At 66.8% G+C, this 21,966-nt stretch carries 21 protein-coding genes and 1 pseudogene; 10 read left to right on the forward strand and 12 right to left on the reverse strand.

The window, feature by feature from the left end:
• Positions 1-34 precede the first annotated feature (34 nt).
• Positions 35-676: a biotin transporter BioY gene (locus tag LG274_RS06930; RefSeq protein ID WP_298712130.1), complete on the reverse strand. Its 642-nt coding sequence runs from the start codon at positions 674-676 to the stop codon at positions 35-37.
• 269 nt (positions 677-945) lie between these two features.
• On the opposite strand from LG274_RS06930, the gene LG274_RS06935 reads away from it, so the two are divergent.
• Together LG274_RS06935 and LG274_RS06940 are read left to right on the forward strand one after the other, a co-directional pair.
• A complete protein-coding gene (locus tag LG274_RS06935) occupies positions 946-1,479 on the forward strand; it encodes a GNAT family N-acetyltransferase (protein ID WP_298985339.1) in 534 nt (177 codons plus the stop codon).
• Positions 1,476-2,093: a bifunctional 2-polyprenyl-6-hydroxyphenol methylase/3-demethylubiquinol 3-O-methyltransferase UbiG gene (locus LG274_RS06940; protein ID WP_298985341.1), complete on the forward strand. Its 618-nt coding sequence runs from the start codon at positions 1,476-1,478 to the stop codon at positions 2,091-2,093. Before LG274_RS06935 ends, LG274_RS06940 begins: the two co-directional genes overlap by 4 nt.
• Before the next feature lie 544 nt (positions 2,094-2,637).
• Here LG274_RS06940 and LG274_RS06945 read toward each other — a convergent pair.
• On the reverse strand, positions 2,638-3,303 hold the full coding sequence (locus LG274_RS06945; RefSeq protein WP_298985343.1) for an HNH endonuclease family protein: 666 nt from the start codon (positions 3,301-3,303) through the stop codon (positions 2,638-2,640).
• Positions 3,304-3,466: 163 nt separating this feature from the next.
• On the opposite strand from LG274_RS06945, the gene LG274_RS06950 reads away from it, so the two are divergent.
• Together LG274_RS06950 and LG274_RS06955 are read left to right on the forward strand one after the other, a co-directional pair.
• Positions 3,467-5,611, forward strand: coding sequence for a site-specific DNA-methyltransferase (locus LG274_RS06950; RefSeq protein WP_298985345.1), 2,145 nt, complete (start codon positions 3,467-3,469; stop codon positions 5,609-5,611).
• Between the two features lie 5 nt (positions 5,612-5,616).
• Positions 5,617-8,202 carry a DEAD/DEAH box helicase gene (locus LG274_RS06955; RefSeq protein ID WP_298985347.1) on the forward strand — a complete coding sequence of 862 codons (2,586 nt, stop codon included), beginning with the start codon at positions 5,617-5,619 and terminating at the stop codon, positions 8,200-8,202.
• Between the two features lie 39 nt (positions 8,203-8,241).
• Here LG274_RS06955 and LG274_RS06960 read toward each other — a convergent pair whose 3' ends face one another.
• The 5 genes and pseudogenes from LG274_RS06960 to LG274_RS06980 form a co-directional block, all read right to left on the reverse strand.
• Positions 8,242-8,340, reverse strand: coding sequence for a helix-turn-helix domain-containing protein (locus LG274_RS06960; protein ID WP_350749962.1), 99 nt, complete (start codon positions 8,338-8,340; stop codon positions 8,242-8,244).
• A 109-nt stretch (positions 8,341-8,449) separates the two neighbouring features.
• Positions 8,450-8,815: pseudogene (locus tag LG274_RS06965) on the reverse strand (recombinase family protein); the annotation flags it as partial.
• Positions 8,816-9,020: 205 nt separating this feature from the next.
• The gene (locus LG274_RS06970) at positions 9,021-9,497 is read right to left on the reverse strand and encodes a hypothetical protein (protein ID WP_101966244.1); all 477 of its coding nucleotides are present in this window, start codon (positions 9,495-9,497) and stop codon (positions 9,021-9,023) included.
• Between the two features lie 135 nt (positions 9,498-9,632).
• The gene (locus LG274_RS06975; RefSeq protein WP_144819320.1) at positions 9,633-9,956 is read right to left on the reverse strand and encodes a multidrug efflux SMR transporter; all 324 of its coding nucleotides are present in this window, start codon (positions 9,954-9,956) and stop codon (positions 9,633-9,635) included.
• Positions 9,956-10,312 carry a multidrug efflux SMR transporter gene (locus LG274_RS06980; protein WP_020626388.1) on the reverse strand — a complete coding sequence of 119 codons (357 nt, stop codon included), beginning with the start codon at positions 10,310-10,312 and terminating at the stop codon, positions 9,956-9,958. The genes LG274_RS06975 and LG274_RS06980 overlap by 1 nt, the downstream gene beginning before the upstream one ends.
• Before the next feature lie 251 nt (positions 10,313-10,563).
• Here LG274_RS06980 and LG274_RS06985 point away from each other — a divergent pair, with 251 nt between their 5' ends.
• Complete coding sequence (locus LG274_RS06985) at positions 10,564-10,800, forward strand: type II toxin-antitoxin system RelE/ParE family toxin (RefSeq protein WP_020626389.1); 237 nt, start codon at positions 10,564-10,566, stop codon at positions 10,798-10,800.
• A gap of 748 nt (positions 10,801-11,548) precedes the next feature.
• Here the strand turns inward: LG274_RS06985 and LG274_RS06990 are convergent.
• The 3 genes from LG274_RS06990 to LG274_RS07000 all read right to left on the reverse strand — a co-directional run bounded on the left by LG274_RS06990 (position 11,549) and on the right by LG274_RS07000 (position 14,172).
• Entirely contained in the window at positions 11,549-11,950 is a 402-nt protein-coding gene (locus tag LG274_RS06990; protein ID WP_298714757.1) for an L-lactate permease, read from the reverse strand.
• 678 nt (positions 11,951-12,628) lie between these two features.
• Complete coding sequence (locus LG274_RS06995) at positions 12,629-13,555, reverse strand: AraC family transcriptional regulator (RefSeq protein ID WP_298714754.1); 927 nt, start codon at positions 13,553-13,555, stop codon at positions 12,629-12,631.
• A 143-nt stretch (positions 13,556-13,698) separates the two neighbouring features.
• Positions 13,699-14,172 carry a MarR family winged helix-turn-helix transcriptional regulator gene (locus tag LG274_RS07000; RefSeq protein WP_184241636.1) on the reverse strand — a complete coding sequence of 158 codons (474 nt, stop codon included), beginning with the start codon at positions 14,170-14,172 and terminating at the stop codon, positions 13,699-13,701.
• A gap of 60 nt (positions 14,173-14,232) precedes the next feature.
• Here LG274_RS07000 and LG274_RS07005 point away from each other — a divergent pair, with 60 nt between their 5' ends.
• Positions 14,233-15,480, forward strand: coding sequence for a multidrug effflux MFS transporter (locus LG274_RS07005; protein WP_200969764.1), 1,248 nt, complete (start codon positions 14,233-14,235; stop codon positions 15,478-15,480).
• 50 nt (positions 15,481-15,530) lie between these two features.
• Complete coding sequence (locus LG274_RS07010) at positions 15,531-16,184, forward strand: NAD(P)-dependent oxidoreductase (RefSeq protein ID WP_184241647.1); 654 nt, start codon at positions 15,531-15,533, stop codon at positions 16,182-16,184.
• On the opposite strand, the gene LG274_RS07015 is transcribed toward LG274_RS07010, so the two are convergent.
• On the reverse strand, positions 16,126-16,545 hold the full coding sequence (locus LG274_RS07015) for a hypothetical protein (protein ID WP_298714751.1): 420 nt from the start codon (positions 16,543-16,545) through the stop codon (positions 16,126-16,128). The genes LG274_RS07010 and LG274_RS07015 overlap by 59 nt on opposite strands.
• A 416-nt stretch (positions 16,546-16,961) precedes the next feature.
• Between LG274_RS07015 and LG274_RS07020 the strand changes: the two genes are divergently transcribed.
• Positions 16,962-17,861, forward strand: coding sequence for a GNAT family N-acetyltransferase (locus LG274_RS07020; protein WP_023190123.1), 900 nt, complete (start codon positions 16,962-16,964; stop codon positions 17,859-17,861).
• Between the two features lie 418 nt (positions 17,862-18,279).
• Here LG274_RS07020 and LG274_RS07025 read toward each other — a convergent pair whose 3' ends face one another.
• On the reverse strand, positions 18,280-18,915 hold the full coding sequence (locus tag LG274_RS07025) for a hypothetical protein (protein WP_404463590.1): 636 nt from the start codon (positions 18,913-18,915) through the stop codon (positions 18,280-18,282).
• Between the two features lie 17 nt (positions 18,916-18,932).
• Between LG274_RS07025 and LG274_RS07030 the strand changes: the two genes are divergently transcribed.
• Positions 18,933-19,928: an IS481 family transposase gene (locus LG274_RS07030; RefSeq protein WP_404463592.1), complete on the forward strand. Its 996-nt coding sequence runs from the start codon at positions 18,933-18,935 to the stop codon at positions 19,926-19,928.
• A gap of 319 nt (positions 19,929-20,247) precedes the next feature.
• Positions 20,248-21,606 carry a hypothetical protein gene (locus tag LG274_RS07035; RefSeq protein WP_271438102.1) on the forward strand — a complete coding sequence of 453 codons (1,359 nt, stop codon included), beginning with the start codon at positions 20,248-20,250 and terminating at the stop codon, positions 21,604-21,606.
• The last annotated feature ends 360 nt before the right edge of the window (positions 21,607-21,966 follow it).

Genomic DNA, 21,966 nt, shown 5'->3' on the forward strand with positions numbered 1-21,966 from the left:
GGGGCCGCGGGCGCTGGGCACGCCCGGCGCCCGCTCAGCGGAACGCGCGCGGGTAGGCCTTCCAGAGGCCGGCGGCGAGGAGCGCGGTCACGACGACCTTCACGAGGTCGCCGGGGACGAAGGCCGGGAGCATGGCGAACGCCGCGGCCGGCTCGGTGCCGGCGATGAGGATGAAGCCCAGCGCGCCGCAGGCGTAGAGCACCCCCATGGTGCCGATGAGGCTGGCGACGAACGCCGCGACACCCACGCGGCCGGTGCCGATGCCGCGGCGGGCGCGGCCGGTCATGGCCCAGAAGATCAGGCCGACGACGAACGCCGCGGGGATCCAGCCCCAGATGAATCCGGCCGTCGGGCCGACCATGACGCCGAGGCCGCCGCGGCCACCCGAGAGCAGGGGCAGGCCGAGCGCCACGAGCGCGTTGAAGAGGATCATGGCTGCCGCGCCGCGCCACGGGCCGAGGATCACGCCGGCCAGCATGACGGCGATGTTCTGGGCGATGATCGGCGCCGGGATGCCGGCCACCGGGATCGGCGGGACCATGCCGAGGACCGCCATGAGCGCGGCCAGCACGGCGATGCGGGCGAGGCCGCCGCCGGAGGAGCCGCGGGTGGGGCGGGCGACGGCGGGGCTGGTGCCCCGGGCGGTGTGCGCCGTGGACGAGACAGGGGTGGCCATGGGGCGGCTCCTCCAGGGTGGTGCGGGTGACGGGGGGCCGTGGGGCGCGTGAGACGCGTCCTGAACGGTGTTCAAGAGTGTAGCGGGCCGGGCCGGATCCTGGATCTGCAGGCCAAGAGGTTGTCGAGATGCAGCTGTCGAGATGCAGCGAAGATTTCACAAACGCGCCAATTTGATTCATACGCCGCTCAGGGTCTGAAGGGTTGACACCGGCTCCTCCTGCCCCTCGCTTGACCAGTGCACGGGATCACGGTCGCTACGCTCGATCCATGCCCGTCCGTCTGCGCCCTGCCGTCCTCGACGACGCCGAGGCCCTCGCCGCCCTGGCACGGAGCCAACGCGAGCACTTGGCCCCGTGGGAGCCGGAACGTCAGGCCCGTTGGTTCACGGAGGCCGGCCAGCGCGAGGCCCTCGAACAGGCAGACCGTGACCGGGCCGCCGGCCGCTCCTACGCCTTCGTCATCACCGACGACACCGGGCACCTGTTCGGTCGTCTCACCCTGGCCAGCGTGGTCCGCGGGGCCGGGCAGTTCTGCTCGATCGGCTACTGGGTCGCGCTTGAGGCGACGGGACGCGGCGTGGCGACCGCCGCCGTCGGGCAGGCCCTGCAGATCGCCTTCGGCGAGCTCGGACTGCACCGGGTGCAGGCTGAGATCCTCCCCCACAACCACGCCTCCCGCCGCGTGCTGGAACACCGCGGGTTCCAGCGGTACGGCCTGGCCCCGCAGTACCTGCGGATCGCCGGCCGCTGGCAGGACCACGAGCTCTGGCAGCTCCTCGCGCCAGCGGAGGGGCAGCGGTGACCCCTGACGACGCCGCCCGGGAAGGACTTTCCACCAGCCCGGCCGCCTATGGCGCCCGCGCGGACGAGTACACCAAGCTGCTGGGCACCATGGACGCGGTGGCCGAGGACGACAGGCTGCTGGTCGAAGCCTGGGCCGACCGGGTGGATGGGGTTCTGGCCGACGTCGGCTGCGGTCCGGCCCACTGGACCGCGCACCTGGCCTCGCTGGGCCATGAGGTGACGGGCATCGAGCCGGTCGAAGAGTTCGTCACCCACGCACACCGAACCCACCCGGAGGTAGGCGTGGAGCCGGGCTCGTTCCAGACCCTGCCCGTAGCCGCCTTCAACGGGATCCTGGGCTGGTACTCAATCATCCACACGCCGCCGGTGGAGATGCCTGCCCTCCTGCAGCGCGCACACCAGGCACTGCGCCCTGGCGGGTCACTACTGCTGGGGTTCTTCGCTGGCGAGCACGTGGAACCGTTCGATCACGCCGTCACCACGGCGTGGTACTGGCCGGTAGATGAGCTCGCGGGCGTGATGACCGCGGCGGGGTTCACCGTGGTCGACCGCGGCACACGGCAGGACGCCGGCGTACGCCGCCACGGATGGATCGAGTCCAACCGGAGCTGAGGCGTCTGGCGCTCTCCGCCCCAAGCCTTCTACGGAACCGTCCTTCGCGATTCGCGTGCGATCTTCGCCGCGTCTGGACAGTCAGCGAGCGCTCCCCCTCGAGCGCCGCGAACCGTCGTTTGTGGCCGGCGTTCCGGCCCTCCTGCCGCGGGCCGCCCCGACTCCACGCGTCCTGCACCGCCACCTTCCCAATGCCGACAACGACGCCCCCGACCCGCACGGTGAAGCGGTCCCCCGCCGCGAGGTAAGGCCCCCGTAGCATGTTCGCGCTCTCCGGACGACCGGAGCTCCAGGACCATGCCTGCTCAAGACGGCAGAAGCCCCATACGGCGGGTGCCTCGAGACCTCTGGACAGGGTGGCGGGGGTAACCGACGGGCACGCAGCGGGAAGCAGACGCCTCGACTCCCGGCAAGCTCTAGGAGAGGGGTGGCCATGGCAGACAAAGTACGAACACAAGTCCTCGAGCCAGCCCCCGGGCAGGCCAGTGCCCACACCCGCAGCCGTCAACGAGTAGGGGATGGGCACCATTGCGGCCGTGCAGCCTCAGTACCGGGTCACCTTAAGGGTGGTGTTCGCGCAGGACGCGGCCTTCTTCACCAGAAACGCCTTCTCCGTGGCATCAGCCTTCAACCCCCAGCGGATCTTCACCGCGGTCCAGTCAGCGATGTACTGGCACTGGTTCTTCGGCGGCAGCCACTGCTCCGGACCGCGGGCCTGCTTGGCCGAGTTCAACGCCGAGGTCTGCGCGTTCAGCGACCGGGCATCCCCCAAGTCGTTGTAGAACGCCACCCGCTTGGCCTTGGTCCAGTACCGGGCGCCCGAGCCCCACGCCTCATGCACGGGCACCATGTGATCGATCTGCACCGTCGAAGCAGACGTGTGCGTACGCAGATCCCAGCTGCTCACCCACTTGCCCGTGGCCACCGTGCACTTACGGGCCGTCGTGAACTTCGGGGTGGTCTTGGACTCTGCGATCAACACCTCTGCCCGCGTGTTCTGGCAGTCCCTGTTCGCATCCTTCCAGTCCCCGAACTGGGCGGCCCGGTCATAGCCGGCATTGTTCTCCGCCGCCACCGGCAACGACGCCACAGCCATGCGCAGCGGGGCTGAGTACGTGGTGCCGGCTGCCGCCGGGCCCGCACCCCCCAGGACAGCGGTGGCGACGAAAGCAGCAGCAGTGGCCAGAGAAGCCAAAGAGCGTCGTGACATGGGCGAGTTCCTTGCTCGAGCGGATGACGCGATGCGAAGTCGCATCGCAGCTGATCCTAAGCTCGCGGGAAGCCCCTGCTCGGCACGAGATCCCCGGTCCCTAGGATGGGCAGGATTAGCGCGGACAGCGCCCCATGCCACTTGGCCCAAAGAAAGAACACCCGTGTCTCGACTGACTGACCTGCTCGCCCAGGCCCGCAAGACCGACCCACAGCTGGCCGCAGACCTGGAAGCTGAGTTCCGCCAGCTCACCCAGCGCAGCCAGTTCGGTCTCGTGTTTGAGCGTCACCAGCCCGAAGCTGTGGAGCTGCCCGGCCGCCCCGTGCGCCGCGGAGACACCGTCCGCGTACTCCCCCCACGCGGGAGCCTCACCATCGGAGACACCCGACACTGGGTCGTCACCGACATCGAACGCACCCAAGACGGCAAGCAAGCCCACCTGACCGAAGCAGACGTCGACCCCGAGGTCCGCGAGCCAGCCACCTCAACGGCCGCACTCGAGGACCTGGTGGTCGTCGCCCGCTTCGAGGACCCGATCTACCCGGGCCTGGTCGAGACAGGCCGCGTCGAGAACGGCGGGCCGGACAAGCCGTTCCACACGGTCATCAACGCCGAGAACTTCCACGCTCTCGAGATGCTCACATACACCCACCGCCACAAGGTGGACTGCATCTACATTGACCCGCCCTACAACACCGGAGCGAAGGACTGGAAGTACAACAACGACTACGTCGAGGAAGACGACGACTACCGCCACTCCAAGTGGCTGTCCTTCATGGAACGCCGCCTCCAGGTTGCCCGTGAACTCCTGAACCCCCAAGACTCCGTCCTGATCGTCACCATCGACGAGAAGGAGTACCTACGGCTTGGGATGCTCCTGGAACAGACGTTTCCCGAGGCGCGCATTCAGATGGTTAGTACCCTCATCAACCCGAAGGGTTCTTCTCGGAGTGGGCAATTTGGACGTTCGGATGAATATATATTCTTTGTTGCATTGGGGGGAGCATCGCCTAGCCCCCAGCCGCTCACGAGCGAGTGGCAGGGGTCGCGGGCGACCACGACGGACAAGCTTCGATGGGTAAGCATGATCCGTTCTGGCACCGGAGTTTCCCGCCGCGACCGCCCAAGCATGTTCTACCCCGTGCTAATTAACGCGCATGACGGAGCCATTACCACCATTGGCGATCCGCTTCCCCTCGACTCGGATAGAGCCTCATACTCAGCGCCCCAGGGAACGGTCGCAGTGTGGCCGCTCCGTGACGATGGAACGGAGGGGCGCTGGCAGGTCGGTGCTGAGACTGCACGCCTCCTGCTCATGGAAGGGTTCCTGCGTTCCGGACGCCTCAAGGGCGATAGGACGGCTATCTCGTACCTGAAGTCAGGGGAGCAGAAGAAGGTCCTGGAAGGCGCGTTTGGAGAGGTCAGTAAGGACGAGAGAGGCGTCATCAGCGTTCAGGGGCAATCTACAGTGACCGCAAGCCGAATTCCTACCACGCAGTGGGCACTAGCAGCGCACTCTGCTTCTGAGCATGGAACAAGACTCCTCAGTGGATTTTTACCTGGCCGACGATTCCCATTCCCCAAATCGCTCTACGCAGTAGAGGACTCCCTTCGCTTTTACGTGAAGGAGAAGCCGGGCGCTGTCGTACTGGACTTCTTTTCCGGCTCGGGCACGACGGCTCATGCCGTCATGCGCCTAAACAAGCAGGACGGTGGGCGCCGTCAGTGCATCAGCGTGACGAACAACGAGGTGTCCGCCGATGAGCAGGTGGGCCTGCGAATGCAGGGGCTCCGTCCCGGGGATGCAGAGTGGGAGCAGTGGGGCATCTGCGACTACGTCACCAAACCTCGTATCACCGCTGCGATCACCGGTAGGACTCCGGCTGGCGACCCGATCAAGGGCGAGTACAAGTTCACTGACGAGTTCCCCATGGCCGACGGCTTCGAGGAGAACGCGGCGTTCTTCACCCTGACCTATGAGGCGCCCCGGCAGGTGCGCCGCAACCGTGCCTTCGCCCGGATTGCGCCGATGCTCTGGCTCAAGGCCGGCTCTCGCGGTCGCATCATCTCCAGCCTTCCGGAACGGGGCTGGGATGTGGCTCAGGCCTACGGGGTGCTCGAGGACATAGACCACGCCCCCGAGTTCTTGGCCGCCCTAGAGGCTGACCCCCAGGTAGGGATGGCGTTCATCGTGACCGACTCCGAGGTGGCCTTCCAGTCCGTGGCCCGACAGCTGCCTCAACACACCACCGCGGTGCGCCTGTACGAGTCCTACCTGCACAACTTCCAGATCAACCGGAGGGCCTGACCCCCATGCGTTACACCCTCAAGGACTACCAGGCCCAGGCCGTCGAGCAGGTCCTGAACCGGCTGCATCGGGCCAGGAAGAACTACCAGGACGACGGCGTCCTGTCCCAGTTCTCCCTGGCCGCGGCCACCGGGGCCGGCAAGACGGTGATGGCCGCGGCCATCATCGAGGCCCTGTTCTTCGGCTCCGACCAGTACACCGAGGACATCGCCCCCGACCCCGGCGCCACCGTTCTCTGGTTCTCCGACGACCCAGACCTGAATGATCAGTCCCGCGCCCGGATCCATGCCGCATCCTCCGAGCTCGACGGTCGGCTGCGCACCGTGGAGAACTCTTTCGCCGAGACCACCTTCGCCCCCGGCCAGGTGTACTTCCTCAACGCCCAGAAGCTGCGCGAAGGAGCCCGCCTGGTGCGCGGGGCCCAGGACCCCACCAACGCTGCCACCCCGGTGATGGCCGCCCCCGACATGGCCCAGCGGACCATCTACGACGTCATCGCCAACACCGTGGCCACCCCCGGACGAACCCTGTACTTCATCTTGGACGAGGCCCACCGGGGCATGAAGACCACCAAGAAGAACGACCAGGAACGGGCCACCATCGTCCAGCGCCTGATCAACGGCACCGCCCTGGCCCCGGCTATGCCGATCGTGCTCGGGATCTCCGCCACCGTGGAACGCTTCACCCAGGCCATGGCCCACGCCACAGACCGGGACGCGCTCTCCCCCGTGCAGGTCGACCCCGCGCTCGTGCAGACCTCCGGGCTGCTCAAGGACGATGTTGTCCTCACCATCCCCGAGGAAGCCGGCGCCTTCGACACCACGCTGTTGCGCGAGGCCGTGGCCCGCACGAAGGCCTCCACCAGAGCCTGGGCGGCCTACGCCGCCGAGCAGGGCGAACCGAACCCGGTGGTGCCGCTACTGGTCGTGCAGGTCGCAGACAAACCCAGCGACGAGCACCTCTCACGGATCCTGGATGTCATCCACCAGGAGTGGCCCGAGCTACGGCCCCAGGACATCGCCCACGTCTTCGGCACCCACACGGACCGGCACCTGCCCGGCCAGATCGTCAACTACATCGCCCCACAGCGCGTGCAGGAGACCACGCACGTCCGGGTGCTGCTGGCCATGGAGGCGATCTCCACCGGATGGGACTGCCCCAGGGCGGAGGTGCTGATGTCCTTCCGCACCTACAAGGACGCCACCTACGTCCACCAGCTGCTGGGCCGGATGGTCCGTACCCCCCTGGCCCGACGCATCCCGGGCAACGAAGTGCTCAACTCCATCGACTGCTTCCTGCCCCACTTCGACAAGACCACCTCCACCGCCATCGCCCAGACCTTGATGCGCGGACAGTCCGACATGGACGACACCACTTCCGATCCCGCCGGCGCATCCGCCCGGCGGGTGCTGTTCGACCCGGTCACCCTGACACCGAACCCGGCGGTGGGAGAAGACGTGTGGGCGGTGTTCGACGCCCTGCCCTCGATGAACATCCCCCAGGGCGCCACCAAACCGCTCAAGCGCCTGGACATCCTGGCCAATGCCCTCTCCCACGATGGGCTGCTGCCCGGGGCGGTCAAGACCGCCGCGCACACGATGTGCAAGCTCCTGGACGGATGCAGGGTCCAGTACTCCGAGCAGATCGCCGCGGCCCGCCAGGATGTGCTCACCCTGTCGGCCCAGCGGCTGACCGGCCGAATGGGAACCACAACCCTGAGCACCACCAGCCTGGAACTGTTGGCCGATGACCGGGCCATCGAGGAGGCCGCTGCCGCGGCGGCCCGCACCCTCACCGGCTGGATCGCCGGGGCCTACATCGATCACATCGTCCCCGAGGACGAAGAGGATCTCGACCTGCGCGAAGGAGACATCATCATCGCCTCCCTGGCCCGCACCTCCGAGGTCGTCGCCGATCTGGAGGCCAAGGCCGACAAGCTCGTGCAGGACTGGCTGAGCCAGTACCGCGTGCAGATCAACGGCCTGACCGATGAGCGCCAGGCAGTGTATGACCGGGTGCGGGAGATGGCCCGTCGGCCTGAACGTGTGGACCTGACCCGCCCGAGGTTGACCCAGGCCGACCAGCAGGAGCGCCTCCCTGATGGCAGCGAGCGTCCTCTGCAGAGACGCACCCTGCATTTGATGGCCGCCGAGGACGGCACCATGCCTGTGGACCTGAACACCTGGGAGCGGCAGGTGCTGGACTCCGAAGCCGCCGAGCCCTCCTTCCGGGGCTGGTACCGCAACCCCTCCCGGGCCTCCAAGCAGTCTTTGGCGATCCCGTTCCAGGACGGCACCGGCCAGTGGCAGGCGCTACGACCGGACTTCCTCTTCTTCCACGCCAACCAGGACGGCACGATCCGCGCCGACATCGTGGACCCCCACGGCACGCACCTGGCCGACGCCTTGCCCAAGCTGCGGGGCCTGGCCGAGTACGCCCAGGCCCACGGGGATGCCTTCGGTCGGATCGAGGCCGTCGCTGAGATCGAGGGGCAGCTGCGGGTGCTGGACATGAAGAACGACGTCGTCCAGGCCGGCGTCCACGCAGCCCAGGACGCTGAATCCCTGTACAAGGCCGCGCCCACGTACTGAAGCAGAAACTCAAGGGACGCCGGCGGCCGAGGATGGGGTTCAGTCTGAGGCTTGCCGGCGCAACGAGGTGTACAGGGTCTGCCGGCTCACCCCGAATGTGCGCGCCACTTCGGCTTTCGGGATCCCCATCTGAATCATCACGCGCGCCTGCTCCACGTCGAGGTCCGAGAGCTTCGGGGGCCTGCACGTACTTGCCGCGGGCCTTGGCCAACGCGATGCCTTCGGCCTGACGCTCCTTGATCCGCCGACGCTCGAACTCAGCGAACGCGGCCAGGATGCCCAGCATGAGCCCGTCCACCGGGGAGGTGCCGGACTTGTCCACGGTGATCCGCTCGGAGATGAACTGCACCGCACACCCCTTGTCGGTGAGCTCGTCCACGATGGCGTACAGGTCCCGCGTGTCCCGGCCCAACCGGTCCATCGAGGCGACCTTCACCAGGTCCCCCTCCCGCACGTACCTCATCAGCTCGGCCAATCCGGTGCGCTTGGCGCGGGAGCTGCCGGAGATCTTGTCTTCGAAGATCCGGTCGCACTCCCCCACCGCTTCGAGTTGGCGGTCCAGGTTCTGCTCCGCCGAGCTCACCCGCACATAGGCCACCGTCTGTCCAACCACGTTTTGGACCCTCCGTCAGGTGTGTCCAACGGGTCCAAAATGGACCCACTCTGACGTGATCCTTTCGTGGCGGCGGGGGGTGTGTAAAGGGGTATACCCGACTGGACACGGACCCAGAGAGACCCCTGCACCGCCGGGGCCCCGTCCGAAACGTGCGCATCCCCGGGACGAAGGAGGGCCCGGGCCCCTGACCCCGAGGAACGGATCAGGACCGAGCCCATTCCCTCATCTGGGCTGGAAGAGCTCCGAGTCGAGACTCCCACCAGTCGAGGTCGGCCTGGCAGCCCCTGCCCTGCGAACGGGGACGCAACGTGACCTGGGCTCGGAACTCCTGCGCCCCTGCCTCCTCCACCACCCGCAGGCGAAGCCACGCCACCTCGGGGGAATACTCCGGGAACAGCTCGAGGGAGAAGCACCGGTCCGGCCACGCCGGCCGCCCGCGGCCGAAGTCCTCCCCCACGAGACCGATCTCCTGGAAGTTGAGATCCTCATACCGGACCGGCTCCTGGGCATAGGCACCCTGCACCTTGAACGTCTCCCCCGGCACCCCCCACGACAGACCGACACAGGGCAACCCGAGCCGCTCCACACTCCATGGCCACATCATGGATTTCAGGCACTCCTGCCCCAGAATCGAGTCCCCATGCACACGGACGCTGACGGACTGCGCACCCCCGCTCATGCGCCGCACGCTAGTCACTAAACCGGCGCGGAGGAAGGTGGCACCCCACTGATCCGCGCCGATCGGCCACGATCAGACGTTGCGCGTGACATCACCACCTTGGCGATGAGTGCGCGGCGCGGCCACCGCCGCAGGTCAGTGGGAGCTGGAACCGATTTCGATGACCAGCACACCGGCCATGATCAGCAAGATCCCCAAGATCATGGTGCGGGTCAGGGGTTCCTTGAATAGGACATGGGACGCGATCGCGGTCAAGGCAACCCCCGCGGCGGCCCAGATCCCGTAGGCGACACCGAGCCCGATCCCGACGCGCAGCGCGAGGGTCAGGAAGACAAAGGCCAGCACGTAACCGACGGCCACGGCCGCGTAGAACCCACGACGGCCGGCGGCCGCCACACGCAGGCACAGGGTGGCAGCCACCTCGGACAGGACGGCCCCGGCTAGGAATAGCCACTGCATCACGCTGCCCCCGCCTGCTGCTCGTCGGTGTCGGGGGTATGGTGCGATCCCAGTTCAACCATCAGAACGCCGGCGATCACCAGGGCGATCCCAATCCCCATCATGGCCGTGATCCGTTCGTCGAACAGGACGGCGGACAGCACCGCCGTTGCGGCGACACCCAACGCGCCCCAGATGCCGTAAGCGACACCGAGGGCCATTCCGCGCTTCAGTACCAGGGTGAGGAAGGTGAAGGCTGAGACGTAGCCCAGCAGGACGACCGCGTACAGCGCGGGGTGGGTGAGTGCTGCCTTGAGTGACAGCGATGCGATGACTTCGCTACCGACGGCGCCGGCGAGCAGGAACCATTTGGTCATGGTCTCTCCTGGAAGGGGCGAGCGCCTGCATGCGGCTCGGCCGTGTCTGTTCATGATTCTACCGGCTGGACGCTGGTGTCCCCGCGTTTCCGAGAGGCGTGCTTCGTGGATGCACCGCCATACACGCGCTCATGCCGCTGTTTGCTGGGCCCACCTGCTCGGTTTTCAGGTGTCGATTCCTGCTCGCGTTTCAGCAGTCATTGACAACAACTCTCGCCAGCAAGCCCGGGCCGACCCTGGACCGACCGTTGGTGGACACACTCACCGGCTCCAGGCACAAGAACCTTAAGGAGCTGCACCCCGGCTCGAGCGGGCGCAGCGAGATCCGGATCCTCTTCGCCTTCGACCCCCGCCGGCAGGCAATCCTGTTGGTGGCCGGGGACAAGGCCGGGGCCTGGAAGAAGTGGTACGCCACGAACATCCCCCTGGCCGAGGAACGCCTCGACGCCCACCTCCACGCGCTCCGCAGCACCCCACCCGGTGCTTAAGAGCGAAACCGTGAACCTGAGCAGCACCCCTGAGACCAGCACTGCTTACATCTCACCCCCAGCACCCAGGAGAGCCCCCATGCACACCCTCGACCAGCTCACCGCCCAGCGGTCCCCGCACGCAAGGACCCCCATGAACAGCTCCTCGGCCCGCCCTGACGTCATGTAGATGCTCCTGGCCCCCACCTGCCCCCGAACCTCGGCCCCCACCCCCACCTGCCCCCGAACCTCGGCCCCACCCCCCATCAACTACGACCTGGACACCCTGGCCGACAAGGTCCTCGTCGAGCATTAGGGGACGTGGTCGATTCGAGAAGGCATCGACCCGCACTCCCTCGCCTTTCAGCAGCTGTGCACGGCGCCCTCCACCCCTGCCCCGCCGAGGGCAGTCCCCCACGGCAACGGGGCAAACCCCGCACGTCGCCAGCTGGTCCACGCACCCCCGGCATGACAACGAGATGCCGCTGAACCTTGAAGCCCACCGTGCCGCAGATGACCACCTTCCGGAGGCGCGACGACCGCCACACCCGCCCACCCAGTGAGGCGTCGCTCCGATACTCGGCACAATCGGTCGTTTGTGGCAGACCTGATCCTCGCCACAACCCTCGCCGACACGTCGTGGTGGTGGCCCACCCATACCCACTTTGACACCGGGCCCTGCGGGGGCCTCCTGTCGGCAGCGCCCACCAATCCGATTCATCGAGAGGGGCTTTCCGTAAGGGTGGATGCTGGACGGGGTCTGCTCGGTTCAGCGCACCGTAGCCAGGACCAGCAGTGCGGCCAGGCAGACGACCATGGTCAGGTCCACGAGCAGAACCCGCGGTTCCGCTAGGCATCCGATCTTCGCGTTGGGACGGAGCTGGGCGGCGAGCTCGACCTTCGCCGGGGTCCCCATGAGCAGGAGCGAGGATGCGACGTTATGGACGGCCATCGCCGGCAGCTGGGAGAGTTCAAGAGTGGTAGCGATCTGCGCCTGGGGTGCGGCGAGCATGGCGTTGGCGGCACTGTTCGACCCGGTCAGGTAGCCCCCGAGCGCGGCGATGAACGGCAACGCGACGACGTTGACGGGCCCGAGGACTGCGACGCCCTGGGCCAGGGCTGCCGACATGCCCGAGGCGCCCGCCGCCAGCGTGTGCATCCGACCGCTCACGCGCCGGCACCTGCATCCAGGCCAGCGACTCCAACAGCCCCGCCCCGCTCGTGCGCGGATCGTGGGCCACCATGCAGCTGAACTATTCCGCATCATCGGATGATTCGAGCACCTGACGGACTTCGAACCGGCCATCGGGCAACGCGGTCACCGGCGTGCATATCCGGGGATGATGTGAGGCCCCCTCCCAGCGAACCGAGAGGGGGCCTCGTGGAAGCAATGGAGCGTTGTGGGAACAGGCGACCTCGGGTCGAGAGGCTGGTTTCCGCGTGGAATCAAGGGGTTTGCGCGGATGCAGAGTCCGACGGCGAGGCCGACGACCCGTTGATTGGCGCGTCGGCGGAACCAAAGAAACGACCTCGAACACGCCTGACCGACGAGGAAGTGGACGCTATGCGAACAGCCCGCGCACAGGGCATCAGCGTGAACGCCGTGGCTCGTCAGTTCGGGGTGCACCGGGGCACGGTGTGGGCGAAGACGCGGTGATGAACCCGACGGCGACGCGGGAGTTGAACTGACCTCGACCCCCTCGCGCCTCGAATCTCGGCGGGGCGTTCTGCCGCATAAAATCAACGATCTACGGCGTCTAGATTGTGGATAACTTCACCGTAGTACCCCGACATACACGTTGCTTAGCACTTTCGTTAGCACTTTTCAGCACTGCCGGGGCTCCGTGATTCACCATTCCGAGGCGGCCGTGGGCGGCCCGTAGCGTCGGTAGCGGGCGGGAGTGACGCCGACGTGTCGTTGGAAAATTTCCGCGGCGTGGCCTCGGCTGTTCCAGCCGACGCGACCTATCGCCACGGTCACGGGCACTTCGGTCTCGCGCAGCAGCCGGGCCAGCTCTGCGACGCGAAGCATCGTGAGGTATCTGTGCGGGGTGCTGCCGTAGGCGTCCTCGAAGACGCGCACCAATTGCTTATCCGATAGGTGCACGTGTTCACAGAGCAGGGCCAGGTTCCACCGCTTCGCTATGTTTCCGCGCAGCAGCGCTTCGACCGCGAGGGCTTCTCTGCGGGCGGGCCGAAACTCTCGCCATCGTGCGGGGCTCTCGACTGATCGCCGTCGCTGATGGACGGGAACGGGCAACGCATCCGGAGCCGCGCGTACGTGCGGAGCGAGCGTGCCCAACAGCATCGAGAGGCGTGCTTGCAGCCAGAAGTACGAGGCCGGGTACTCGCGTCTTTCGTAGAGGGTCGTCATCTCATCGAGCACGAGGATCAGGCGAGTGGCGTCCTCACCGTTCACATGGAGCACATGAGCGGCATCCGGAAACAAGGCCCCGGCGTACTGTCTCACGACGTAGCGATCCGCGAACACGTCGGGATGCTGCCAGTAGAGCTGATCGAGCATGTAGTCCACGTCGACCAAGAGCGTCGTCAGGGTGGCGGTGCCCTCGGGCTCGTAGGTGAAGACCGTACGCGGGGCAATCAGCACGGCGTGACCAAAAGCGATCGGGTGTTGACGCTCCCCGACGGTGAGAACCACCGAGCCATCGCGGACGACGAGGAACGCCACGCAGTCGAAGACGAGCAGGCCGACCTGCTTCCGAGACTGCCTCGTATCCACCGCGAACGGCTGGAAGAGCGCCGCCCCTTTCAGCACTGCCAGTGAAGCCTTGTGTTAGCCGCAGCGTTCCGCTGCCCGCTTCTCGGTGCGGATGAAGACTGGTCATACGACCACGGGTTCACCTCGAAATGAGAGTGCCAGAGGCTCCAACGGTAGTCGCCTGCGCCTTGCTCCATAACTCAGCTCCGTGCGGGGTCGCTCAGGGCGGTGTCGATGGCCTGGAGAGTGCGCACAGTGGTCAGGACATCTTCGGCAGGCAGGTCGAGCGAGCCGAGCAGATCGCGGTACATGCCCCGCACGATCCCCACCGACCGTGCCGCTTCCTCGGTCAGATGCAGGCGTGCCGCGCGGCGGTCCGCCGGGTCGGGGCGGCGCTCGATCTGCCCTTTGGCGATGAGTCCGCGCAGCGCCGTGCTCGCGTTGCTCGATGTCAGCGACAGGCCCGAGGCCAGCCCCGAGGGGGCCACGCCGGGGTTGGCGTCGATGTGCAGCAGCACCAGGCACTCCAACGGTGACAACGGCGCGACCGCGGGGTCCTGCAACGGGTAGGCGCGCAGCTTCCGCTCCACATGCAGCACCGCGTCCGCGAGCCGCACCAACGGGTCCGCACCGGTTGGTGCCGGCCCGCTCACCGGCTTCTCGTCTTGTCGCATATGCTTATGCTAACATAGCGTTGTTTTCATAACTATAGTTTTAGAAGGAGCCGGGCGGGGATGACCGACACGGGAACAGGGCGACAGGCAGCGGGCACGCCCGTCCAGGCGACGGGCAAGGCGATCGGTGCGGGGCTGTTGTCGACGCTGGCGCTGCTGATGGGGCTCGCCTCGTTCGGGATCGACCTGTACCTGCCGGCGTTCCCGGTGATGACGACGGAGCTGTCGACCACGGCGACCGGGGTGCAGCTATCGCTGACGGCGTTCCTGATCGGCGCTGGGGCCGGGCAGCTGGTGTTCGGGCCGTGGTCGGATCGCGCCGGCCGGGTGGTGCCGCTGGTGTTCGGGGCGGTGCTGTTCGTCGCCGCGAGCGTGACCGCCACGCTCGCAGGCAGTATCGAGCTGCTCGTGGCCGCCCGGCTGGTCCAGGGCCTGGGCGGGGCGGCGGGGATGGTGATCGGCCGGGCGATCATCCTTGACCGTGCTCGCGGCACGGAGGCGGCACGGGCGTTGAGCATCATGATGCTCATCGGCGGGATCGCCCCGATCATCGCCCCGGTCGCCGGCGGTGCCCTGGTCGGCCCGGTCGGATGGCGGGGCCTGCTCGGGATCGTCACCGGCCTGGGCGTGATCGCCCTGGCATGCGTGCTCGTGTTCGTGCGGGAATCGCTGCCCCGCGAGATCCGCAGAGCCCGTGCGGGCACGGCGCGGCGCGGTGGCTGGCGGGGCCTGATCTCGCGGGCCTATCTGGGGAACACGGCCGCGTATGCGTTCGGGATGGCGATCATGATGGCCTACATCTCCGCCTCACCGTTCGTCTACCAGGACATGATCGGCCTGAGCGCGGTCGCCTATGGGATCGCGTTCGCGATCAACGCCGTCGGCCTGATGATCGCCACCACTGTCGCGGCCCGTCTTGCCGGTCGCGTCTCGCTGCGCGGGTTGACCCTCACCGGCCTGACGATCAGCCTGGCCGCGGTCGTCGCGATCGTGATCCTCACCCTCACCGACGCACCCGCCGGGTGGCTGATGGTGCCCCTGTTCGTCGCGATCGCCCCGCTCGGGCTGGTGTTCGGCAACGCGACCGCCCTGGCCATGTCCGCCGTGCCCCCGGCCGCGACCGGCGCAGGGTCGGCGCTGCTCGGGGCGGTGCAGTTCGCCCTCGCCGGCCTCGTCGCCGCCCTGGTCGGCATCGCCGGCGAGCACACCGCCATCCCCCTCGGGGTGACCATGCTCGCCGCCGCGATCATCGCGCTCCTCGGCCTGCTCCTGGCCACACCCCGACCACGGCGGGAACCCGCCGCCTGACCCCCGGCGGCCCTCTATCCATCTCGTTCGATCCATAAGGAGAAGAAACCATGACTCGCATCCATGTCCTCGGCGGCACCGGGTACGCCGGCAGCCGCATCGTCCGCGAGGCCGCCAAGCGTGGCCACCAGGTCGTCTCGTACAGCCGCTCCATCCCCGACAAGCAGACCCCGGGCGTCGAGTACCGGGCCGGTGACGTGCAAGACCCCGCGTTCCTGGCCTCAGCATTCGAGCACACGGACGTCGTGATCTCGGCACTGTCCACCCACGGCGGGCTCGCCGGCAAAGGCCGCCTCCGCGCCCTGCTGTCCACGGCGGCAGGGCTCGCCGCGGAACGAGGCGTGCGCTTCGGGGTAATGGGCGGGGCCGGCTCGCTCCTGATCGCACCAGACGGGCCCCGCCTGGTCGACACCCCCGGCTTCCCCGAGGTCGCCAAGCCCGAATCCCTCGAACTCGCCGGAGCCCTCGACGACCTCCGCGCGAACACCGACGACCGCCTCGACTGGTTCCTCATCAGCCCCGCCGAGAACTTCGGCAAGCACGCCCCCGGCACCGCCCGCGGCCACTACCGCATCGGTGGTGACATCCTCCTGCGCGACGAGAACGGCGTCTCGGAGATCTCCGGCGACGACATCGCCCTCGCCATCACCGACGAGATCGAGAAGCCCGCCCACCACCGCACACGCTTCTCCGTCGCCTACTGACCACCGAAGAGCGGACGCTCTCCACCGACCCCAGGCCGCAGGCCGCGTCGGTGAACGAGGCGAACCCTTGCTGGAACAGATCGGGCATGATCCAGGTCGGCACGTCGTGGCCGACCACGCGCGCACGCCCGCGCCCGGTCGGGTCCGGCTGATCCGCACGGACCGCCCGCCACAGGCGCGCGGCAGTCGTCCAGGTCTGCACGGGAATGCGATCCATCCATGCGGTGTCCTCGTGCATCGGGCCGGGCTCGGTGGCCGCGATGGTCGGGGCCAGGTAGGCGCGGATTTCCTCGTCATGCATGTACACGTCACGCAGGGCGGCGATCACGTCGGGGCGGAAGCGGGAATCGGTGGTGCTCATGGTGGTTCTCCAATCGGTGAGGGTGCTTTGAGTGTGACCACTGGCCCAGACGGGCTAGCGGCGGAATCGGTCGTTTGTGGCGAGGGACCCCGCCATGCGCCGTGCGCGCCACATCCGACCCTGTCCGCCCGCCACATGACTCGCCACAACCGACCCGCCAGAGCGGCAGCCGCCCGTACGTTTCTGGCGGGCCCTGGGGCGCGCGGGAGCACCCACCTGGACACCCAGATTTCACGCCGACCGGATCCCACCCGATATGCGAAGAGTGCGCCGCGCGTCGTGTGGAATCTGGGCTGCATCTCGACATCCGTTGACGCCAAGGCGGATCCCCACATCAGTGACATCGGGGCAAGGCACTCCCCGAGGGGAACCACGGTCAGCCCCTCCCCGCCTCGAGCTGGAGGCAGGATGGCCCCATGACCCTCTCCTTCGAGACCCCAACGTGCGATCAGCTCGTGGAGCTCGCCGAGGAACTCGCGCAGTGGCAGCAGATCCCCTGGGCCGGACAGCTGCACCCCGGCGACCTGGGGTGGCACTCCTCGGTCGGCGCCGAACGTTTGGCCGGCGATCTGCGCGTCTGGAAAAACGGCACCCGCCCGGTGGCTTTGGGGATGCTGGACGGGCCAGGGCTGATCCGCTTTGCCATCGCCCCCGACTGCACGGCCGACGAGTCCCTGGCTCACGCGATGGCCGGCGATCTCGAGAACCCGTCCGGCCTGTTTCCCGACGACCCCGTGAATGTGGTCGAGGCCCGCGGCGCCACGGCCCTGCAGGCAGAGCTGCGTCGGCGCGGCTGGGCCGAGGACGAGGAGTGGACGCCCCTGGTCCTGGAACTGGCCGGCGAGCCGCGGTGGGAGCAGCTGGAGCAGAGCGGCCTGCGCATCGAGATCGTCGGCGCCGAAGAGGCCGCCGAGTGGACCGCCGTGCACTGGTCCTCGTTCAAGGGGACCCCCTACACGGACGAGGCCCGGGAGGGATTCGTGCGGCGGTGGTCCACGCTGATGACCAGCCCGCTCGCCGATCACGCGCAGAGCCTCATCGGATACGACTCCACTGGTGCGGCTGTGGCGGTGACGACCGTGTGGAGTGCCGGCGAAGGCCGACCCGGACTCGTGGAACCGATGGGTGTGCACCGGGACCACCAGGGCAAGGGCTACGGGGTGGCCATCACCCAGGCTGGCGCCCAGGCACTGCACCAGGCCGGAGCCAGTGCCGCTGCTGTGGTTGCGGAGAACTCCAACCCCGCCGCTTTGGCGACCTACACGGCTGCCGGCTTCACCGCGGGGGCATCCGTGAGCGACCTGGCACGCCCGTAGTCCCGGGGGGCATGGACTTGCGCAGCCTGCACTGTGAGTCGTGCGCAGGCCACTCTGCATCCCGACGGGCACGCCCGGCCGGTGCGGCGGCTGCCTTGGCCCTGTTCAGTCTGTCCCCGGGCGACCTCGTAGAGCGGTATCCCCACCTCGTGGCCTCCTCCCGGCCAGGATGGGCGGCGGCCACCCTTGCGCGACGCATCTCACGAGGCCCGGGTACACGGATCGGTGGGAGTGGGCCGGGCTGGGCGTTATTAGTTCACGAATGCTTCCGCGTGAGCTGCGTGCGCAGGGCTCGGCCAGTGTGGGTCTCCATGGCGGGCAGGTTGGCGGCCGGGCCTTTTGGATGCCGCATGCGACGCATCTGCACGACGCTCACCAGAGGGCGATCTCCGCAAATGGCAAGGTTAATCAACCGGTGTCACGATGCCGTGGAATGCATACGACCTTGGGGGTTCCGGCGGTTGGTCACCATCGTTACCTCATCCTCAGCAAAGAGGCGCATAATTCGAACGAGTTCACGAAGCGGGATGAAAGTCAAATGCTGGGTACTGGACTTGTCGGAAGCGACCAGCCATCCAGCCAGTTCGTCCGGGGTGCACTCGACGCGAGGATCACTCTCGTCTAGGGCCCACCAGTCGCCAAGGGCCAGAGATTCGAGGGTCCACGCGAAGCGCATGATGAGGCTGTGGATGAAGAGGTTACAGACCTCGTTTGCCGTGACCACCACCTCCGCGGGTGCCTCCATGTCGTACATGTCGAGATCTCCAAGGGCATCCCAGACGTCAGGCGTCTTCGCGCCCACCCGCAGGGGGTAACGGACCACTCTTGCCTTTGTCTCCCTTGTTGCTTTGGTGACCTTGGACGGCATCCCGAGCAGGCGTCGGACGGCGAAGGCTCCGTTCATGACGTCCCGCTCAACAAGGTAGAGCGCTTCTATCTCCGCCTCATACGAATCCGCGCCATCTAGTTGTGATGTCCAGGGACGTTGTTGCGTGAACAGCTGACAGGCGAAGGCCTCCTGTTGCGAGAGTGGAGTTGTCGAGAAACCGCTCACGCGAACAGAAGGCCTTCATGTCCCACGCTAACGCCGCCCTGACCCCTCGCGCCCGCCTACGCCTGGCCAAGCTCATCGTCGAGGAACACTGGCCGGTCGCCACCGCGGCCAAGATGTTCATGGTCTCCCCACCCACCGCACGCAAATGGGCCACACGCTTCCGGGCCGAGGGACCTGCAGGGATGGCAGACCGGTCCAGCCGGCCGTCCACGATGCCGACCAGAACACCGCAGGCGGTGGTGAAACAGATCGTGGCCGCCCGATGGCGCCGACGCCTGGGGCCGGCACAGATCGCCGGAGAACTCAGGATGCCGGCCTCCACCGTCCATGCCGTGCTCGTGCGCTGCCGGATCAACCGCCTCGCCCGTCTGGACCGGGTCACCGGCGAGCCGATCCGCCGCTACGAGCACCCCCACCCCGGCTCGCTGATCCACGTCGACGTCACCAAGTTCGGGCGCATCCCCGACGGGGGCGGACACCGATTCGTCGGGCGCCAGCAGGGCCTGAAGCACCGCGCGGCGACCGCAGACCGTGAAGGAACCCGTGATGCCCGATACCAGCCCCGGCTCGGGGTGGGCTTTCTGCACACCGTGATCGATGATCACTCCCGCTTCGCCTATGTCGAGATGCACTCCGATGAACGCAGCCAGACGGCCATCGCGGTGTTGCGCCGCGCGGTCGCCCACTTCGCGCGCCTGGGCGTGGAGGTGGAGCGGGTGCTCTCGGACAACGGCTCGGCCTACCGCTCGCATGCCTGGCGTGATGCCTGCACCGAGCTCGGGATCAAGCCCAAGCGGACTCGGCCCTACCGGCCGCAGACGAACGGGAAGATTGAGCGGTTCCATCGCACGCTCGCTGACGGGTGGGCCTACGCCCGGTTCTACAGCTCAGAGACGGAGCGCAGGGCCGCGTTGCCTGGATGGCTGCACTTCTACAATCATCATCGCGTCCACTCCGCGATCGGCGCCGTGCCTGCCACCAGGCTCAACAACCTCCCTGGACATCACATCTAGTTCTCCATCGACGGCCTGGTCTAAGACCGCAGGGAGGCCCAGCCGGGCCCGTTCCAAGCGCTCGGCAGCGTTGGCAAGATCGCGCTTCCACGGCCACGACTCGTTGAACATGGACACACCATACGAGCCCGCTGGCCGGATTGATCTACCACGGTGGCCCTGTTGGAGGGGGCACTCACGCTGCTGCTAAGGGGTCGATCAACGCGTTCGGTCAGTCGACCTGGTGCCCACGAGGCTGTGCCCCCATTTCGACATGGCTGGTGTGCTATAGGGATGGGGTTCACATAAGTGGTCCGTGGAGCTCGGTTACGGTAGAAGCATGGGCGCATGGTGGCAGCTTGAAGCAGGGAGCCGGCTGACACCGTTGACCGGCAAGAACACGGTTCCAGATGAGTTGATGCTCCTGTTCACGGACGCGGATCACTTCGTCGATGAGGCCCAAGTTGAAGCGCTGTCCGAGCTCGAGGACGCACCGGAAGAGTTCGACTCCGATGAAGAGCCCTGGCCCCGCAGGATGGTGGGTTATTCGGCGACAGCGGGGACGCTGCGAGCCAGACTGGAGCTGCAAGGGTTCGGAACCCTACGGGTCCACGCGCTGTGCGCGGCTCTCTTCGACGATGATCTGGAACCCGACCCCGAGTTTCCCAGCCTCGACATGCGTGAACGCTGGCCAGAAGGGCGATCGACCTATTCGGACGGCTCCGCCGTGGTCGACGCACTCGCCACACGTCGCGGGCAAGACCTCATCAGTAGATACCGCCAATATCGGCCCAGAAGTTCTGAACAAAAATTTCTGGAGCACATGTGGGAATTGATGCAAGAGAGCTTCGATGACCCTCGGTTCGAACTCGCACTCATTCTCTCGCGAACAAACCCATCGACCCGTGTGACCCTTGACCTCACAGATGTAGTAGTAGGCGGCTACGTATCGCTCGAGGAACAGCTACATCTTTCGGCGAGAACTCGTATGGCGACAGCAGTCGCAGCAAGCGGGCCGATCATCGTGATTACCGAGGGTTCGAGCGATGCCAGGTGGCTCCGTCACGCCCTTCGGCTGGCTGCCCCAGATACTGAGCACCTGTTCGAGTTCCTAGACTTCGACCAGACTAGGGCTCCTGGCGGGGTCGATCGGGTTGAGTCGCTGACGAAGGGCATGGCCGCCGCAGGCGTCATGAATCGCATCATCGCAGTCTTCGACAACGATACTGCCGGCCGCGAAGGCGCTCGGCGATTGAGTTCTCTTGACCTGCCAACCGGGGTGCGGGTCGTCTGCTTGCCCGATGTGCCATACGCGCAGAACTATCCCACCCTCGGCCCAACTGGCCCGGCTCCGGCAGACATCAATGGTCGAGCGTCATCTATCGAGTTCATGTTCGGCGAAGACGTTCTCCTCAGCCGAAACAACGAACTGTATCCCGTTCAGTGGAATTCATTATTAACCGCTAGCGGGGCTTATCAAGGCAGTCTTTCCGCAGAGCACAAGAGGGCGGTAAACGCCAGACTCGATGACATATTTGCGACTTCAGGGACACAGATCGTGCCTAGTTCGGTACTTGAAGGATGTCGGCGACTGGCCGAGACCTTGCACGCCGCCGCAGCTCCGTCGCCGTACGTGCCCGGATCCGAGTACTCGGAACTCAGCGCGCAGTGGCGAGCCCAAGAGTCAGCTGAACCTTGACGCACCTGCAGTGAAGGCAGGGCGGAACCTCGCTAGATGTACTGGCCGGCGACTTTGGTCGCACCGCGGGTGGTTCAGGGCTACTTTTCGCCGACCCCGTTGAATGTTTTGCTCTGTGAAAGGTTCAGCGAGTGTCCTGCGAAATCTTCGCTGCATCTCGACAATTTCACAGACGCGCATCTATGTTTCATAGAACAGCGCACACCTCGCCTCTTGACGGAGCGTGATGTGACCAGCAATGAACTTGGTGCCATCGTGCGACTACGCGCCGTGAGGGCCAGGGGACGCACGCGGGCCTCCTGAGTGGGCGCGTCGATTGAAGCGTCGGAACAGCAGGGGGCGCCCCCTGCCGCGTGGTGG

The sequence above is a fragment of the Micrococcus antarcticus genome, assembly GCF_044872765.1.
GTDB lineage: Bacteria > Actinomycetota > Actinomycetes > Actinomycetales > Micrococcaceae > Micrococcus.

Excerpts from the sequence above, each read along its gene's own strand:
- LG274_RS06930 (WP_298712130.1), bottom strand. The coding sequence starts at position 676 with ATGGCCACCCCTGTCTCGTCCACGGCGCACACCGCCCGGGGCACCAGC.
- LG274_RS06935 (WP_298985339.1), top strand. The coding sequence starts at position 946 with ATGCCCGTCCGTCTGCGCCCTGCCGTCCTCGACGACGCCGAGGCCCTC.
- LG274_RS06945 (WP_298985343.1), bottom strand. The coding sequence starts at position 3,303 with ATGTCACGACGCTCTTTGGCTTCTCTGGCCACTGCTGCTGCTTTCGTC.
- LG274_RS06955 (WP_298985347.1), top strand. The coding sequence starts at position 5,617 with ATGCGTTACACCCTCAAGGACTACCAGGCCCAGGCCGTCGAGCAGGTC.
- LG274_RS06960 (WP_350749962.1), bottom strand. The coding sequence starts at position 8,340 with ATGATTCAGATGGGGATCCCGAAAGCCGAAGTGGCGCGCACATTCGGG.
- LG274_RS06970 (WP_101966244.1), bottom strand. The coding sequence starts at position 9,497 with ATGAGCGGGGGTGCGCAGTCCGTCAGCGTCCGTGTGCATGGGGACTCG.
- LG274_RS06975 (WP_144819320.1), bottom strand. The coding sequence starts at position 9,956 with ATGCAGTGGCTATTCCTAGCCGGGGCCGTCCTGTCCGAGGTGGCTGCC.
- LG274_RS06980 (WP_020626388.1), bottom strand. The coding sequence starts at position 10,312 with ATGACCAAATGGTTCCTGCTCGCCGGCGCCGTCGGTAGCGAAGTCATC.
- LG274_RS07000 (WP_184241636.1), bottom strand. The coding sequence starts at position 14,172 with ATGCGACAAGACGAGAAGCCGGTGAGCGGGCCGGCACCAACCGGTGCG.
- LG274_RS07005 (WP_200969764.1), top strand. The coding sequence starts at position 14,233 with ATGACCGACACGGGAACAGGGCGACAGGCAGCGGGCACGCCCGTCCAG.
- LG274_RS07010 (WP_184241647.1), top strand. The coding sequence starts at position 15,531 with ATGACTCGCATCCATGTCCTCGGCGGCACCGGGTACGCCGGCAGCCGC.
- LG274_RS07015 (WP_298714751.1), bottom strand. The coding sequence starts at position 16,545 with ATGAGCACCACCGATTCCCGCTTCCGCCCCGACGTGATCGCCGCCCTG.
- LG274_RS07020 (WP_023190123.1), top strand. The coding sequence starts at position 16,962 with ATGACCCTCTCCTTCGAGACCCCAACGTGCGATCAGCTCGTGGAGCTC.
- LG274_RS07030 (WP_404463592.1), top strand. The coding sequence starts at position 18,933 with ATGTCCCACGCTAACGCCGCCCTGACCCCTCGCGCCCGCCTACGCCTG.
- LG274_RS07035 (WP_271438102.1), top strand. The coding sequence starts at position 20,248 with ATGGGCGCATGGTGGCAGCTTGAAGCAGGGAGCCGGCTGACACCGTTG.